The organism is Massilia sp. W12 (assembly GCF_037300705.1).
Lineage (GTDB): Bacteria > Pseudomonadota > Gammaproteobacteria > Burkholderiales > Burkholderiaceae_D > JACPVY01.
Genome location: NZ_CP147776.1, coordinates 3,275,566 through 3,291,518 on the forward strand (window position 1 = coordinate 3,275,566; position 15,953 = coordinate 3,291,518).

At 56.4% G+C, this 15,953-nt stretch carries 15 protein-coding genes; 6 read left to right on the top strand and 9 right to left on the bottom strand.

Annotated features, from left to right (window positions below; all coding sequences use genetic code 11):
* Positions 1-296 precede the first annotated feature (296 nt).
* From V8J88_RS13020 to V8J88_RS13040, 5 genes are all read left to right on the top strand, one after another.
* Entirely contained in the window at positions 297-1,604 is a 1,308-nt protein-coding gene (locus tag V8J88_RS13020; protein WP_338844557.1) for a hemolysin family protein, read from the top strand.
* Between the two features lie 150 nt (positions 1,605-1,754).
* The gene (locus V8J88_RS13025; RefSeq protein WP_338844558.1) at positions 1,755-2,162 is read left to right on the top strand and encodes a hypothetical protein; all 408 of its coding nucleotides are present in this window, start codon (positions 1,755-1,757) and stop codon (positions 2,160-2,162) included.
* Positions 2,163-2,166: 4 nt separating this feature from the next.
* Entirely contained in the window at positions 2,167-2,892 is a 726-nt protein-coding gene (locus tag V8J88_RS13030; protein WP_338844559.1) for a DUF5668 domain-containing protein, read from the top strand.
* The gene (locus V8J88_RS13035) at positions 2,892-3,980 is read left to right on the top strand and encodes a histidine kinase (RefSeq protein ID WP_338844560.1); all 1,089 of its coding nucleotides are present in this window, start codon (positions 2,892-2,894) and stop codon (positions 3,978-3,980) included. The genes V8J88_RS13030 and V8J88_RS13035 overlap by 1 nt, the downstream gene beginning before the upstream one ends.
* Positions 3,961-4,698 carry a LytTR family DNA-binding domain-containing protein gene (locus V8J88_RS13040; RefSeq protein ID WP_338844561.1) on the top strand — a complete coding sequence of 246 codons (738 nt, stop codon included), beginning with the start codon at positions 3,961-3,963 and terminating at the stop codon, positions 4,696-4,698. The genes V8J88_RS13035 and V8J88_RS13040 overlap by 20 nt, the downstream gene beginning before the upstream one ends.
* 177 nt (positions 4,699-4,875) lie before the next feature.
* On the opposite strand, the gene V8J88_RS13045 is transcribed toward V8J88_RS13040, so the two are convergent.
* From V8J88_RS13045 to V8J88_RS13055, 3 genes are all read right to left on the bottom strand, one after another.
* Positions 4,876-5,421: an FxDxF family PEP-CTERM protein gene (locus V8J88_RS13045; protein WP_338844562.1), complete on the bottom strand. Its 546-nt coding sequence runs from the start codon at positions 5,419-5,421 to the stop codon at positions 4,876-4,878.
* Between the two features lie 504 nt (positions 5,422-5,925).
* Positions 5,926-6,927, bottom strand: a complete 1,002-nt coding sequence (locus tag V8J88_RS13050; protein ID WP_338844563.1) for a TIGR03790 family protein — start codon at positions 6,925-6,927, stop codon at positions 5,926-5,928.
* Positions 6,928-7,085: 158 nt separating this feature from the next.
* Positions 7,086-7,634 carry an FxDxF family PEP-CTERM protein gene (locus V8J88_RS13055; protein WP_338844565.1) on the bottom strand — a complete coding sequence of 183 codons (549 nt, stop codon included), beginning with the start codon at positions 7,632-7,634 and terminating at the stop codon, positions 7,086-7,088.
* A 46-nt stretch (positions 7,635-7,680) separates the two neighbouring features.
* Here V8J88_RS13055 and V8J88_RS13060 point away from each other — a divergent pair, with 46 nt between their 5' ends.
* A complete protein-coding gene (locus tag V8J88_RS13060; RefSeq protein WP_338844566.1) occupies positions 7,681-7,935 on the top strand; it encodes a hypothetical protein in 255 nt (84 codons plus the stop codon).
* Positions 7,936-7,962: 27 nt separating this feature from the next.
* Here V8J88_RS13060 and V8J88_RS13065 read toward each other — a convergent pair whose 3' ends face one another.
* The 6 genes from V8J88_RS13065 to V8J88_RS13090 all read right to left on the bottom strand — a co-directional run bounded on the left by V8J88_RS13065 (position 7,963) and on the right by V8J88_RS13090 (position 15,938).
* Positions 7,963-8,649, bottom strand: a complete 687-nt coding sequence (locus tag V8J88_RS13065) for a hypothetical protein (protein ID WP_338844567.1) — start codon at positions 8,647-8,649, stop codon at positions 7,963-7,965.
* Positions 8,650-9,106: 457 nt separating this feature from the next.
* A complete protein-coding gene (gene galE / locus V8J88_RS13070) occupies positions 9,107-10,117 on the bottom strand; it encodes a UDP-glucose 4-epimerase GalE (protein WP_338844568.1) in 1,011 nt (336 codons plus the stop codon).
* Positions 10,118-10,119: 2 nt separating this feature from the next.
* Positions 10,120-11,325 carry a glycosyltransferase family 4 protein gene (locus V8J88_RS13075; RefSeq protein WP_338844569.1) on the bottom strand — a complete coding sequence of 402 codons (1,206 nt, stop codon included), beginning with the start codon at positions 11,323-11,325 and terminating at the stop codon, positions 10,120-10,122.
* On the bottom strand, positions 11,309-12,619 hold the full coding sequence (locus tag V8J88_RS13080; protein ID WP_338844570.1) for a UDP-glucose/GDP-mannose dehydrogenase family protein: 1,311 nt from the start codon (positions 12,617-12,619) through the stop codon (positions 11,309-11,311). Before V8J88_RS13080 ends, V8J88_RS13075 begins: the two co-directional genes overlap by 17 nt.
* A gap of 245 nt (positions 12,620-12,864) precedes the next feature.
* Positions 12,865-14,874 (bottom strand): alginate lyase family protein, encoded by a 2,010-nt coding sequence (locus V8J88_RS13085; RefSeq protein ID WP_338844571.1) that lies wholly within the window; start codon positions 14,872-14,874, stop codon positions 12,865-12,867.
* On the bottom strand, positions 14,871-15,938 hold the full coding sequence (locus tag V8J88_RS13090; protein ID WP_338844572.1) for a glycosyltransferase family 4 protein: 1,068 nt from the start codon (positions 15,936-15,938) through the stop codon (positions 14,871-14,873). The genes V8J88_RS13085 and V8J88_RS13090 overlap by 4 nt, the downstream gene beginning before the upstream one ends.
* Positions 15,939-15,953 lie beyond the last annotated feature (15 nt).

Below are 15,953 nucleotides of genomic sequence, written 5' to 3' on the forward strand. Positions count from 1 at the left end.
GTGCGCCACAGCAGCAAGCAAGATGCAGCGCCAGGTTGCTACAGGCAACAGCCGGCTGCGCGGGCAAATCATTTGCAATCTGCACAGGCGCAGAGGCGCGCTTGACCTCATTTGCCCCCGTACAGCGGGACAGGGCTGTGCCGGTATGCGGATACACATCGTATACAATCTGCTTTTCCGTGTCCCGGGTCAGCGTATCAGTGCCGCCCAGTGCAAGCACGGTCACGCTGTCGCAGCCGCTGGCGGCGCCTGAAAATGCGCACACATAAGCTGATTTTTTAATTTGAGGTTGCGTTTTGGATAATTTTTTTCTGGTCATTCTGGCTTTATTCCTGGTGGCCTTGAATGGTTTTTTTGTGGCGGCGGAATTTTCTATCGTGAAATTGCGCGCCAGCCGCGCCCGTCAGTTGGGAAAAAACCATGGTTTGCGCGGCGATACGCTGCAAAAAGTGCATGGCAAACTCGACAATTATCTTTCCGCCTGCCAGCTCGGCATCACGCTGGCCTCACTCGGCTTGGGCTGGATCGGCGAACCGGCTTTTGCGCGCTTATTGGAACCCGTCATCAGCCTGCTCGGCATCACCAATCCCAAACTGACGCACGGCATCGCCTTTTTCTTTGCCTTTTTCACGATTTCCTTTTTGCACATCGTAATCGGCGAACTGGCTCCGAAATCGCTGGCGATCCGCCGCCCGGACAGCATTGCGCTGTGGACTGCGCTGCCGCTGTATGCCTTTTACTGGGCCATGTTTCCGGCGATTTGGTGTTTGAACGCCAGCGCCAACTGGGTCTTGCGCATCGCCGGGCTGGATCAAGGTCATGGCCATGATCATCATTATTCGCCGGAAGAAATCAAAATGATTTTGCGCGGCAGCAATGCCGCCGCCGATTTTTCGCGCGATGAGTGGAATATCGTGGCGCAGACCTTGGATTTCCGCAGCCTGGAAGTGTCTGATCTGATGCGCCCGATTCAAGAGATGCGCGCCCTGCACGCCGATTTGAGCGCGGCGCAAAATCTGGAAATCGTGCGCCAGCACCGCTATAGCCGCTATCCCTATTTTGCGGAAGACGGCAAAACCGTATTGGGCGTGCTGCATTTGAAAGATTTATTTTTGGCGCAAGGCATGGAGCATGCGCAATTGCAAAACTGCCTGCACAAGATTGAAATCGTGCCGCCGAAAATGCCGGCGCTTGAATTATTCCGCCGCTTTCGCAGCGGCAGCCCGCATTTCGCCCTGGTCGAAGGCCATGAACAATACATCGGCTTTGTCACGCTGGATAATCTGCTGTCGGCCTTAGTCGGCCATATCCGCGATGAATTCAGCCAAAGCGACAATGATTGGTTGCGCTTAGATGACGGCAGTTTGCTGGGCAAAGGCAGTCTGCCGCTGTTTACCCTGGAGCGTGCGCTCGGCCTGGATATTGAAAACGACGAGGTGGATTCAGTTGGCGGCCTGTTGATGCACACCTTGGGCGAGATCCCGCACGAGGGGCAAAAAGTGGATTTTGACGGCTTTTCCATCACCGTCAAAAAAATGCAAGGCCCGCGCATTGTGCTGCTCAAGGTGCGCGCGCATGATCAGGCGGCGCCGGGCGGGCATTGAGTCCTTGATGCATTGGCGCCGGCGTGTATGTCAGCCACCGGATTTTTCGTCATTCACCGGCCCCTGCGCGGCATTCGCCGAAATTGGCTTTAGCCGCCGGCGACTTGCCGCTATCCTGTTTTGCATGTCACACACTTCCAGGAGTTTCACATGCAACACCCTCCATCTGTGCAAGAACCGGCGTCGGAAAACCCGGACTGGCGCCATAAAAAACGCCAGGCGCAGCACATGGCGCACCATCTGGCGCTGGGTATTTTTCTCTTGCTGTTTGGCGCGCTGGCCCTGTTGAAACAGCAAGACTTGCTGTACATCGGGCCGCTGTGGCATTTTGCTCCGCTGGTTCTGGTTGCGCTGGGGATGGCGAAAATGCTGGCGCAACCGACACCGGGCCGCTTGGCCGATGGTCTGTTTATGATCTGTATCGGCGTATGGCTGAGCGCCTGTTTGATGCGCTATGCAGGTTTGAGCTTCGCCAACAGCTGGCCCGTCGTTCTGATCGCGGTCGGCGCCAAAATGCTGATTCAAGCGCTGGCCGGTTTTTTCACCAATAAGGATTAAGCATATGAAACACCATCCGCAGCAAGGTTTGTTGCAGCAGATCTTTATCGGCCTGATCATCATGGCGGTCGGGGTGATTTATCTGTTTGATAATTTCGGCTGGTGGGATGCCGGCGCCATTTTCCACTATTGGCCGGTGCTCTTGATTGTGCTGGGCGTGATCAAGCTGCAGGAAGACGCGCCGAATAAATCTTATTTCACCGGCGCAGCCTTGATTGCAGTCGGCGCGGTGTTGACCATGAACCGCCTGGGCTGGTTGAGTTTCAGCTGGAAAATCATCTGGCCTTTGATGTTTATGCTGGGCGGCCTGGCCCTGATTGTGCGCGCGGTGACAGACAATGCAGACAAGCCTGGGCACACGCCCGATGGCGTCGCCGCACAGGGCGGCAACGATGGTTCGTATGTGCGCGCCAGTGTGCTGATGGGCGGGATTGAGCGGCGCTTGAATACGCCGGATTTCAAAGGCGGCAGAATCAGCGCCGTGATGGGAGGGTGCGAATTGGATTTGCGCCTGTGCGATTTGCAAGGCGAGGCCACGCTCGATGTGCAGGCGGTGATGGGCGGCGTCGAAATCAAGGTGCCGATGGATTGGGCGGTGGAGATGCGCGGCACGCCGATTTTAGGCGGCTTTGAGGATAAAACCATGGCCCCGCAAGACAGCAGCAAACGCCTGATCATCACCGGCGTGGCAGTGATGGGCGGCGTCAGTGTGGAAAGCAGACCGCGCTGATGCCGGGATTTTTACAAAATCTGCGCAGCGTCAGCCTGTATTTGCTGGTCTGGGCCATCTTCGGCGCCCTGCTCGGCTCAGGCATTCACAGCGCCAGCAACAACGCCTTGCCGGCCTGCCTGTTTTTTGCGCTTCCCGCCGCCATCCTGTTTGGCGTTGCGGCGGGTTTTTCTTCTTATTATGTGTGCCGCGCCTATCCGCTCAAGCAATATCATGCGGCGGCGCTGGCCCTGATTTTATGCAGCGCCGCCACCCTGGCCGGCTTGTTGTGGACGGCCCTCTGGCTGGCTTTGCAGCATCTGCTGCGCAACACCTGGCTGGATTGGCTTGCCTTGAACCTGACGCCGGCTTTGCAAATTGCCCTGTTCGCGCTCGGCGCCCTGTTGTACCTCTTATGCTGCGCCTTGCACTATTTAGCGGCTGAATTTGAACAGCGGCGCGATTTGGAAAAGCGCGAATTGCAAGCACAAGTGGCGGCGCAGGAAGCCGAACTGCGCCTGCTGCGCAGCCAGATTGATCCGCATTTCTTATTCAACAGCCTCAATTCCATCAGCGCCCTGACCTCGGCCAACCCGGCAGGCGCGCGTGAAATGACCTTGCGCCTGGCCGATTTTTTCCGCCGCAGTCTGCATGTGCACGCCGACCGGCATATCAGCGTGGCGCAGGAAATGCTGTTGATCGAAGATTATCTGGCGATTGAAAAAATACGCTTTGGCCAACGCTTGCAAATCGCGTTGTCGGTAGAACCAGCCGCGCAATCCTGCCTGGCGCCGCCGATGATTTTGCAAGCGCTGGTGGAAAACGCGATCAAGCATGGCATTGCGCAGTTGCTCGAAGGCGGCGCCATCGAGATCAAGATACGGACTCAGGCGCCGTATTTGAAAATCAGTGTGAGCAACCCGGTTGATCCGGATTACCGCCCGCCCCGGGGACGGCGCGGCATCGGGCTGGAGAATGTGCGCCAGCGCCTGCACCATGCGTATGGCCACACCGCCAGCGCGCATTGGCGGATGCAAGCGCATCAGTTCCAGGTGGAATTAACCCTGCCCTTGCAAACAGGAACACAAGATGCGGGTATTGATCGTTGACGATGAAGAATTGGCGCGCATGGTCTTGCGCGAAATGCTGGCCGCCCACCCGGATCTTGAATTGATCGGCGAAGCGGCGAATGGCTATGAGGCGGTGAAGGCGATTAGCGAATTGCGCCCGGATCTGGTCTTGCTGGATATTCAAATGCCCAAATTGAACGGCTTTGAAGTGCTGGAGCTGGCTGCCGGCCGCGCCCCCGCGCCGCACTATATTTTCGTCAGCGCGTTCGATCAATACGCCTTAAAAGCGTTTGAAGTGCACGCCCTGGATTATCTGCTCAAGCCGGTCAGTCCCGAGCGTCTGGCGCATGCCTTAAACCACGCCAGGCAAAGCCTGGGCCGCGCGCAAGCCTTGGCGCCGCTGGTGCAACACGCGCAGTTGCAACATGGCCCCTTGACGCGCATTCTGATCCGCGACGGCGGCAAGGTGCATGTGGCGCCGCTTGAGCAAATCAGATATATCGAAGCGCAGGATGATTATGTGCAAATCCACTGCGCCGGGCGCAGCTTTTTGAAAAACCAGCGTTTGAGCGAACTCGAAGCCCTGCTGGATCCGGCGCGTTTTTTGCGCATCCACCGCTCATACATCCTGAATCTGGATTATCTGGCGCGCATTGAGCCGCTGAGCAAAGACAGCCAGCAGGCTTTATTGACAAGCGGCGATAAACTGCCGATCAGCCGCAGCGGCTATCAAAAATTGAAGGACGTCTTGCAATAGACATCGCTTGAGACTGGCTGCCCGCATTTGCAGCGATGTGATTGGCCAATTTCCACGCCGCAGCCCCCCATGCCATGCTCAGTAAGCGTAAAAAAACAAAACCCCGCCTTTTTCAAAAGGCAGGGTTTTCATTCGCCCGAGGACGCCACGGCGTCCTTTTTTATCGGGACAAGCAAATCAAGCTTGTTTGCGGCGACGCGCCAATGCGCCCAGCACGCTCAGACCGCCCAGCATCATGGCCCAGGTTTCGGCTTCCGGCACCGGGGTCAGGTTGACGTTGGCGCCAAAGCTGCCGCCGGTGTTGGAGACCACAAAGCCATTCACTTGCAGCCAGTAGTCGCCCGGTTGCAGGGTCACATTGTAGAGCGACCACAGATCGATGTCGCCGCGCGATTCCTGCACGCCCTGCGCCACCACGCCAGCATTGTTGCGGATGGTGAAATCAGTGATTTCCAGACCATTGGTCGCACGCGAGCTGATCGAAGACAGATAGGATTCCAGGATCACATACGGACGATCGCTGATGCTGAAGGTGAATTTGTCAGCGAAGAAGTTGTTGCGCTGATTGTTACCGAAGGTGGCGCCGAAGTCCGTGGTGTTGTCCAGGAACTGCAGAGCTTGAGTCGGATGGCTGATGTCGGTTGCTGCGATTGCGACCGGTGCGAAGCTGAATGCCGCCAAAGCCAGGCCAAAACCGGCGAATGCTGCCTTGCTGCCTTTCATAAATACCTCTTGGAATATTGATTGGAATAGATGGAGTGTGATTTATACCCACGCTTATAACTATGAGCATTTGCGTCATAGTGTAGCCGACAATAGCATTTTTTGCTATCTGTTCTGCTTAAACGAGGATTGCCGCGAAATCAGGCCAGCCAGGCGCCGCCAAGGCGCCCCGGTTCCGCCCCAAGCACTTGTATATGCTCGTGATTTTGCCCGGCTGCGCTCTCGGTGCGGAACGAATGAAAATGCAGAATTCAGCACAGTGGATAGGAAAGGCCGGCGCCATAAGTGACAGGCATTAAACAAAATGCAATGCGCGGCAAGCCAATTTCGCACCAAAAGTGTGCGATATCGCTCACAATTTCTAACAGTTTTTAGAATCGTTTACCTAATGTAACAGAACTGAAATCGTGTATGAAAATTCCCCGCTGGAAACATATTCTTGTCAAGAATATACAGCATACTGAGGAAAACCGGCTGCTGCCGGCATGCTTGCGCAAACCCGCATCAGCGTGTGGCATATGGCGCAGCCAGCGGATCGCCCACCAGCAAGCCTTGCGCCGGCCAGGCGATGCTTTTCAGATAGGCTTCCAATGCGCTGGCGCCGGCCAGATAGTGTTTTAATAAAACCGTGGGATGAGGGAATTTCTGCGGATGGGCGCAGGGTTCAGACACCGTGCCATAGCTGGCCGTGGCGCCGGCCTCCAGCCAGCGCAATACCGTCATCTGACTTTTGCCCTGCAAATCGCCGCCGAACGATGTCAGATGATCCGCCAGCGCGCCCGGCAAAAAGTGCAGCGTTTCCAATTTTTGCACATGCGGCGCGCCGGTTTGGTAAATCATCACATCCGACACCCCTTCCAGGGCGTCGCTGCGCAGATTTTTGATGCGCAATTTCTTTTGCGGCAAATTGGCGGCAGGCGGAAAAAACGGCACGCGCGTATTGCGTGCGCGGTCACTGGTATGCAGATAATAGGCGCCGGCTTCGCGCAAACCCTCGCGCCCGGCCTGGTATGACTTGGCCAGCAATTTACGCGCCAAGTCCGGCGCATCCGTCGGCAACAGCATCGCCGGACGCAAGCCATGATCGGTGTAGGGTGCGTTGGATTCAGAATCAAAATAGGGATTCGGGCGGCTGGGATTGCAGGTGCGCTGACAAATCCCCGGCTCAAAGCCGAAAGTCATGGCCGAGGTAATGGAATTGCATTCGACCGCATACGGCGCACTCCACACCAGCAACATGGCTTGGATGTCCGGCTTGAGCTGGGCCATCACGCCCTGGCGCAGAAAGCGGAAAGCGCCGCTGTCGATGCGCGCAGGCTTGCCCGGCAGGCGGATGTGGATCAGATTTTGCGGTGGAATCTGGTACAGCTTTTGATATTCGGCGGCGATTTGCACGCTGCCCGGATCAGCGTCATTCACCACCAGCGCCAATTGTTCCGGTTTGAGCGCATAGCGCTCGACTGGGGCCGCCGCAGCCGCCATGGGCAAGGCCGCTAGCCAAGCCATGCAGCGCCATGCGCTGACTGAAAAATACCGGGTAAGCTTCATCGCAATCCATCGCCAAAGCAGTGATTGCCGCATGATAGAACAATCTGCCGCCAAGCCCGGATTTGCGCGTAAAAAAAGCGGGGCGCACCCCGCTTTTGTGAATCTTACTGCGCCAATCAGGCTTTACGGCGACGCGCCAACACGCCCAGCGCGCCCAAACCGGCCAGCATCATGCCCCAGGTTTCAGCTTCCGGAATCGGGCCGGGGCCAGGGCCTTGCTTGAGGTTGATGTTGCCGCCGTAGCTGCCGCTGGTGGTGGACACCATGTAGCCGCTCACTTGCAGCCAGTAATTGCCGGCTTGGAAGTCGTGCGTCGGCAGTTTCCACACATCTTTCACGCCGGTGCTGACTTGCTGACCGCCAAACACCAGCTGACCGGCGTTGTTGTAGATGCTGAAGCCGGTCAGGGCCAAGCCGGTGCTGGCGCTGGCGCTGATCGAAGACACGATGGCTTCGGCGTGGTACACGCTGTTCAGGGTGAAGGTGAATTTGTCAGCAAAGAAGTTATCTTTGTTGTTGGCTGCGAATTTGCCGCCAAAATTGATCGAGTTATTGCTGCTGTTCAGGGTCAGCGCGGTCGGGCTGTGGCTGATATCTTGTACTGCGTGCGCATTGAAGGACATTGCGGCTGCCAGGGCAATAGCGGTGAGGGCAATCTTTTTCATGAAGCTTCCTATATTGTGTTGAAAGGTATGCGGGTTGGAGTAAAGCATGCTGAACGTGGCAGCGGCGTTGCGATGCGCCTTCCGATGTGGCGCGGAGCTGCTCACGTTCTCCACCCTGACCTGGCCTGCGCCAATCTGGATCCGGAACAATATATCCGGGCATGATGTTAAAAAATCCGGGGGCTGGAAAGCTGTTTCACAACAGCTTGATCCCGAAAAGATCCTTGCTTGGCATGAATGTCGGCAACGCTTACTGCACTGCGCAACATTCCTGGCTGGTGTTGCCACTAATTGTAATTGAATTCAGCATTTTGCGCCTCTGTTGTTGTTATACGTGGATTGGTGACTTTCCGAGCGCAAAGAAAAGATACTCACGGGCATCATCCTCACCTTTCCTCTCTTTTCGCATTTTCAACCATGACTCATAATGCGGAATATAGCGTGGCGCCATGCCGCGCAAGCTGGGCAACCAGCCGCTGTTTTTCAACATGGCGATCTGGCGGCGTTGCGCAGCCCCGGAACTCTTGGCCGGCGCCGGCCCCTCCTGACTTGCGGCAGACCCTGAGACGGTTTTCGCCGCATCCTGGCGCGGCGGTTTGACGCCCTGCACCTGGCCGGCCGCCAGGAATCGGTGCCGCCAGCGGAAGGCGCGATCCAGATTCAAGCCCACCTTCTGGGCTGCCTCACGCAAGGTCATCCCCTGCGCCAGGCACTCCGCGTATTCGGTGAATTTTTCCTTGTTGCGCAGGCGCGAAAGCGGGGTATTGCTGACGCAATTGGAAGAGCGTCCACAGTCTTTGCAGCGCACCCGCTGCATGCCATGTTCAAAGCCATTGCGCACCACATGCGCACTGCCGCAATGGTGGCAATGCAAGCCGCCGCCCGCCTCTTGCAGCGCCTGCCAGGTCTGCTGTAATTGGTCATTGCGCGAGAGCGCAGCGCGCAAACGGCGGATTTGCGCCGGCGATAATTGATGCAGCTGGGAGAGGAAATTTTCAAATTGGGCGGTTTGCATATGTGCTCCTGAGAACAGCGGCTGATTATCGCACGTATCCTCGTTTAATCCGAACATTACTTTACAAGGACGAAACAATAATATTAATTTTTTTACATAGTTGAAATTGAGCCTGTTATTTTTATTTGCATCAAAATCTGCGCAGCAACAATCATGTATCAAAAAGACAATGAATTTATCGCAATTCATGCCATGTATAGCAAGGAATGATCATGATATGCGTATTTGTTTTTGAGAAGGCTGCAGGGATGGCGCACTCAAGCTTTGCGCGCCCGCCGCAGTGATGCGGAAAAAGCCATGCTGGCCCAGGCGTGCGGGCCGCGCATTGCCTCAACTTGGCTTGGCAATCGATTGGTTTTAGTTCAGCCGCAGTCTCCAGCGCCGCTTCGCATGCAATGCAGGCGAAAAAAAAACCCTGGCCAAGACCAGGGTTTTTTCATACAAAGACGTGGCTGGATTATGACAAATGACGCGCAGTGGTGTTTTGCCAGTTCCAGGCGTCGCGGCACATGTCCTCGATGTCGCGTTCAGCACGCCAGCCCAGATCGCGCAAGGCCAGCGATGCATCGGCGTAACAAGTGGCGATGTCGCCGGGGCGGCGCGCCACAATTTGATACGGAATCGGGCGGCCGCAGGCTTTTTCAAACGCCGCCACCATTTCCAGCACGCTATATGCACGGCCAGTGCCCAGATTCCAGGTATGGATGCCGGGCAGGCTTGGCAGTTTTTCCAAGGTTTTGACATGGCCCAGCGCCAAATCCACCACGTGGATGTAGTCGCGCATGCCGGTGCCATCCAGCGTCGGATAATCATTGCCGAACACCGCCAGCCGCTCGCGCCGCCCTTCCGCCACCTGGGCCACAAAGGGCAACAGATTATTCGGCGGGCCATTCGGATCTTCGCCAATCAAACCGCTGATGTGGGCGCCGACCGGATTGAAATAGCGCAGCAGCGCAATATGCCAATCCGGCTTGGCTTTGATGACATCGTGCAAAATCTGCTCAATCATCAGCTTGCTGCGGCCATAAGGATTGGTGGCGGAGACGGGAAAATCTTCCGTGATCGGCACCGTGTGCGGATCGCCATACACCGTGGCCGAAGAGGAAAACACCAATTGCTTGACGCCGGCTTCGGCCATGCATTCAAACAAAATCAGGCTGCCATTGATATTGTTGTCGTAATACTCCAGCGGTTTTTCAACCGATTCACCAACTGCTTTCAAGCCGGCGAAATGGATCACGGCGTCAAACTGATGGCGCGCAAACACTTCACGCATGCGCGCACGGTCGCGGATATCGCCCTGCTCCATGCACAATTCGCGTCCGGCGATTTGCGCCAGCCGTCCCAATACGGAAGGCTTGCTGTTGCAGAAATTGTCATACAAAACCGGCTCATGTCCCGCACTCAATAATTCCAGCGCGGTATGTGAGCCGATATAGCCGGCTCCGCCTGTCACCAGGATTTTCATATTCACCCCTTGTTGGCAAATACTGCGTCATACGCGGCGAGCAATTTTGGCGCCTCGTATTTCCATTCCAGCTCGTGCTCCACCCGGTTGCGGCCAAAATCGCCCATCTGCTTGCGGCGTGGCGCATCGTCCAACAACTCGGCGATTTTCTGCGCCATGTCCACCGGATCATTGCGCTTGGCGTACAGCGAAGCCTGTTGCGCGGAGACCTTGCCTTCGGTCAGATCAAATTGCACGATGGGTTTGGCCAGGGCCATGTATTCCATGATTTTATTCATGGTGGACTTGTCATTCATCTCATTGGCGACGTCAGGATTGACGCACACATCGGCGGTGTTGAGCATATCGAGCAACACCTCATCCGGCGCACGCCCGGTGAAAGTGACATGATCGGCGATACCGAGATCTTTCGCCATCTGCTTCATTTGCTCCAGCGATGTGCCGCCGCCGACCAGGCCGAAATGCACATCTTTGCGTCCCATATCGTGAATCAAATGGCGCGCGCATTGCAACAGCAGATCAATCCCCTCTTGCGCGCCCATCACGCCGACATAGCCGACCAGATATTGCTTGCCGCATTTGAGTTCAGGCTTGGGCGGCACAATCCGCAGGCGGTCGAGTTTGGGGCCGCTGCGCACCACATACACCTTGGCCGGATCCATGCCGCCGCGTTCAATCGCAATTTTTTTATACGATTCATTGGTGGCGATCGAGACATCCGAGGTTTTAAAGCTCCAGCGCTCCAGCACGATCATCAATTTGTAGAAGAAATCGCGGCGGTTGAATTTGGCTTCGTACAACTCCGGATTGATGTCGTGATGATCGAACACAAAGCGCTTGCCGAACAGCTTGAAAAAGCCGCCCACCAAAAACAGCAGATCCGGCGGATTGCAGGCATGGATCACATCAAAGCCATGCTTGAACAAGACTTTGAAAGCCAGCCGGAAGCTGTGGAACAGCGCCATCGAGTATTCGATGGCATAGCCCTTGGCGCCTTCCGCTTCCAGCGGCAAAGCGTAGCGGTAGATATGAATGCCGTCGATTTCCTCGTAGCGCTTTTCATAGCCTTTACCGGTCGGGCAGATGATGCTGACCTGGTAGCCATTCGCGTGCAGGGTGGTGGCTTCCTGCCACACGCGCCGGTCAAACGGCGATGGCAGGTTTTCCACCAGGATCAAAACGCGGCGCGGCTTACCAGCAGATGCCATCGTACTGTCCCCCGCTTTGTTGTTTGGAAATGCGCACCAGATCCACCAATTGCTGACCTTCGCGCAGGCGGGTCGGCACGGCCTTGAATTCTTCCGCGCCATTGCCGATCACCACGGTGTCGGCGAATTCCAGCACTTCATCAATCGAATTCACCATCAATTTGGAGATGTGCGGAATGTGGTTCAGGATGTAATCCTGATTCGCGCCGGTGAGTGCGGCCAGATTCACGTTTTTATCATACAGCTTGAGCTGATAACCCTTGCCCAGCAGATATTCAATCACATCGACCAAGGGCGATTCGCGCAAATCGTCAGTGCCGGCTTTAAACGAAAAGCCCAGGATGCCGACTTTTTTATGGCCCTTGTCAGCGATCATCTTGATGCCTTTTTCAACCTGGCGCTGGTTGGACGGCAGAATCGAGTTCAGCAGCGGCAAATCAAGATCCAGGCTGCGCGCTTTATACGTCAGGGCGCGCACGTCTTTCGGCAGGCAGGAGCCGCCGAAGGCAAAGCCGGGTTTCATGTAATACGGGGACAGATTGAGTTTGGTGTCCTGGCAGAAAATCTCCATCACTTTATGGCCGTCGATGCCGAGCGATTTGCAGATATTGCCGATTTCATTGGCGAACGCCACTTTCACCGCATGCCAGGTGTTGTCGGTGTATTTCACCATTTCTGCGGTTTCAACATCGGTGCGCACCAGCGGCGCCTGCATTTTTTCATACAGGCCGACCAGCATTTCACCGGCGCGCGCATCGGTTTCGCCGATCACCGTCTTGGGCGGATTGTAGTAGTCATACACCGCCGTGCCTTCGCGCAGGAATTCAGGATTGTTGCAGACGCCGAAATCGACCCCGGCGACTTTGCCGGATGCTTCTTCAAGCACCGGAATCACCACGCTGCGCATGGAGCCTGGCAGCATGGTGCTGCGCGCCACCACCACATGGAAATCAGATTTTTCGCGCATCGCAGCGCCGATTTCCTGACACACTTTGCGCACATGGCTGAGATCAAGATTGCCATTGAGCTGGCTGGGGGTGCCAACGCAAATCAGCGAGATGTCGGTGGACAATACCGCGTCGCGCACATCAATGGTTGCGCGCAGATGGCCGGATTTGACAGTGGCGGCGATCATTTCGCCAATGTCTTTTTCAATAATAGGGGTAATCCCCTGGTTGATCAGATCGACCTTGGTGCGGTTCGGGTCAACCCCGACCACATTATGTCCGTCACTGGCCAGACAACCTGCCGAAACGGCGCCAACATAACCCAGGCCAAAAATACTGATTTTCATGGATTCACCTCTTGTCGGGAATTAATAGATGCAGCGATGCTGCAATAAGGAGTGTGAGAACTCAGCCGAAACTACTGCCGGCCCCGCTGCGGGGCCGTGCATGCTTGCGTGCGAGGCGAAAACTGCGCTGCATTCAGGCACGGAAACAAGCTGCGTCCGCATATTGTCAAACTGGAAATATAGCATGTTTCACCCTGTGCCGTCTGCGAAATAAACCTTTGCTCACATCTTGTGCGCTGGCCGCCTCACTGCGCGCCGGCCTCGCCTTCGATTTCAATGCGTATCATGGTGGTGCGTTTTAAGCAGCCCCGGAATTTTTCCTGCCAATACACAGTGGGACAGGGTTGCTTTTCATCAAAATGGCGCGAGATCCAACCCAGCTCCGGGTCTTCGCTGCCGTTGCGCAATTCCGGCAGGCCGACATGTCCCGCGTCTTCCTGCGTCATATACAGCTTGACTGCGCCGGATTGAATCAGCACATGATCGCCCTCGACCGTAACCTGGCAGGAATCATCGAAATGCCAGAAGAATTCCGCGCTGTGATCTTCGTCAGAGTCCAACACGTCTTCGACTAAAATCATGCGCCGCCGTTTGTCCCAGGCGATGGTGCGGCGGTGCAAGACCGGGTCATCCAAACGCATATAGCCGTCATGCTCGGCCACCAGGCGGTCGAAATTGACATTCGTGTCAAAGCTTTCCGCTTCACAAGTGGCTTTTTTGAGCCACATGAAATTGCCGCCGGATTCGGATTGATCCACCCCGTCCACCCGCACCGTGTTATGGGCTGACGTGCCACGGAAATAATCACGCCATTTGCGCTCGGTATGGTAGGCATAGGTGCCGGGATCGATCAGGATAGGCCGCCCGGCCACCGACAGGGTGAACGACAAGGCATCGGCATGGCCATGCGCGGCAATCGAGAGATAACCCAGGGGGCCGGCGTCAGCCACAATCTTGACTTCACGCGGCGTATCGAAATCGCTGCCCAAAATGTAATAGCCGCCTTTGGGGAATTCGCGTTTTTGCGGAAATTCGAGCGGATTCGGATTGCCCAGCGCTTCATATTCCTGCGCGCCGCCATCGCCTAACAGCCAGCGGCTCTTGTCTTCAAAGCCGGCGGATTTGGCTTTAAAGTCAGCGCGTTTGAACAGCACCGCGCCGGTCGCCAGCAAGGAACGGAAGGCGTCGAAATTGTTTTGCCGCGAAAAACGCACCATCAGCGCGTCATCCGAGTCGCCAATCATCGGCACATGTCCCTCGACATCCATAATCGCTTCGACAAATTCGAGCATGGCCTCCAGGCGGCGCCAGTAGGCATTGGAAAATTCGACCCCATTGGCGCGCCCGAACAAGCCGTTTAACAAGAGCATGTCGGCGACTTCATGGTGATACCAGATGCCCTGCTCCAGATTCACGCCGTCATCCGCATTTTGCAACAGCGCCTGCACTTCCAAGCCTTCTTTGGCCAGCTTGCTCCATTTTGCGCTGTCTTCCCAGCATGGCCAGGTGGTGGCGCCGATGAACAGTCCCATGTATTCGCCCAGCAAATGATTGTTTGCCGAAGAATGCAAGGAGAAATGGCTGGCGATGAAATGGCAATGCTGGTAAATCGAATTCAGCCAGCGCTGTTTGATGAGCGCGCCTTCGCCGGCAAACAGCGGCGATTTGTCCGCCCCCAGCAAATGCCAGGCCACCGCCCAGTTCGACAGGCGCACCGCGTTTTCCAGCGAACTCGACCAGCCCAGTCCCTTCGGATAGGGACACTGTTCAAACCAGGAGGAAAGCAGATCGAGGCAGCCCTGGCCGTATTTCGCATCGTGCGATAAATACCAGGCTTGCGCCAGCGTCACCAATTCGTAATGGCGGTTCGGCTCCCACAGATATTTAATATTGCCGACCAGGCTTTCATCGCGGTAATCGATGGTTTTGCCAAAGCTCAGCGGCGCGCGGATGCCGGTTTTCGGATCGCGATTCCAATCCGGCGGAAAGCCCAGTTCGATATCGTGCAGCGCGAACACATCAAAGCGCCCGGCCAGAATGCGGTCGGCGGCGGCCAGATAGGGCGCGGCGTCAAAGCTTTGCGGCAATTCCGGCAGCCAGGCGCGGCCATAGGCGGGATGCGGATGCGGCGGCTCGGTGGCCAGATACCAGCCCTGCTCTTCCAGCCGGGTATGTACTGCGTTCATCACACGCCAGGTGATTTCGCCCGGCCCCATGGTGCGCAAGCGATTGATTTTCCAGGCAAGAGAAGTCATGGACGTACTCCAAGTTCGTAATAAATGCGTTCCACCTGCGGCAAAATCTGTTCCGTGGCGAACACATCGCATATGCGTTGATGCGCAGCCTGCCCCATTTGTTCGCGCAGCTTAGCATCCGCCAGCAGACGGTGCAAAGCTTGCTGCAAAGGGGCGACTTGGCGCGGCGGCACTAAAAACCCCTGTTGTTGATCTGTCACTGCTTCCGGAATCCCGCCCACCGTGCTGGCGACAATCGGCAAACCGCTGGCCATCGCTTCCAGCACGCTCATCGGCAAGCCTTCAAAATACGAAGGCAGCGCGAAAATCGCCGCCTGATCCAGCAGCTTTTGCTTGTCGGCGCCGACAATCCAGCCCGGCAGTTTGAGACGGTCGGCAATCCCCAATTCCGCCGCCAGGGCGCGCGCGGCGTCGTGGTCGCCATCGCCGCCCATCACCAATTCCAGCTGCGGGAATTCTTTCGCCAGTTCAGCGCAGGCGCGCATCAATTCGACGCTCCCCTTGGGCGGGCCGACCCGTCCCAAAAACAGAATCTGTTGCGGCTTGCGGCTGGCGAAAGGCACTTGCGGCGGCACCTGCACCGGATTGTAGAGGGCGTAAATACGCGGGTTGTTGGTGATCGTTTTGGCCCAGCCCAGCCAGGTGTTGGAGAGCACAATCACCGCCGCCGCATGGTCATACACATAGCGGATCAAGGCCTTGCCGCGCGCGCCGCAATCCTTGTCATAAAATTCGGCGAAGCGCCCGCCATGCAAATGCACCACCAGCGGCACGCGCAGCCAGATTGCCGGCAACATAAAAAACAGCTTGCGCCAAAAACTCGGGCCGGACGACAGGTGCACATGCGCCAGGGCGACGCGAAAGGTCAGTAATTGCCACATAAAGCCAAGCCAGGCGCGTGCAAAATAACTGATCTTGCGCCACTTCGAGCCATCCCGATGCGTCTCCAGATACAACACACCCCAGCGCGACAAAAGCCCGGCGGCGCGCCAGACTTTGACCACAGAGGAAATCCCGCCCAGCGTTTCAAAGCTGGTGCCCAACATCACGATTCTTTTTTTCATGCAAACTCCAAATTG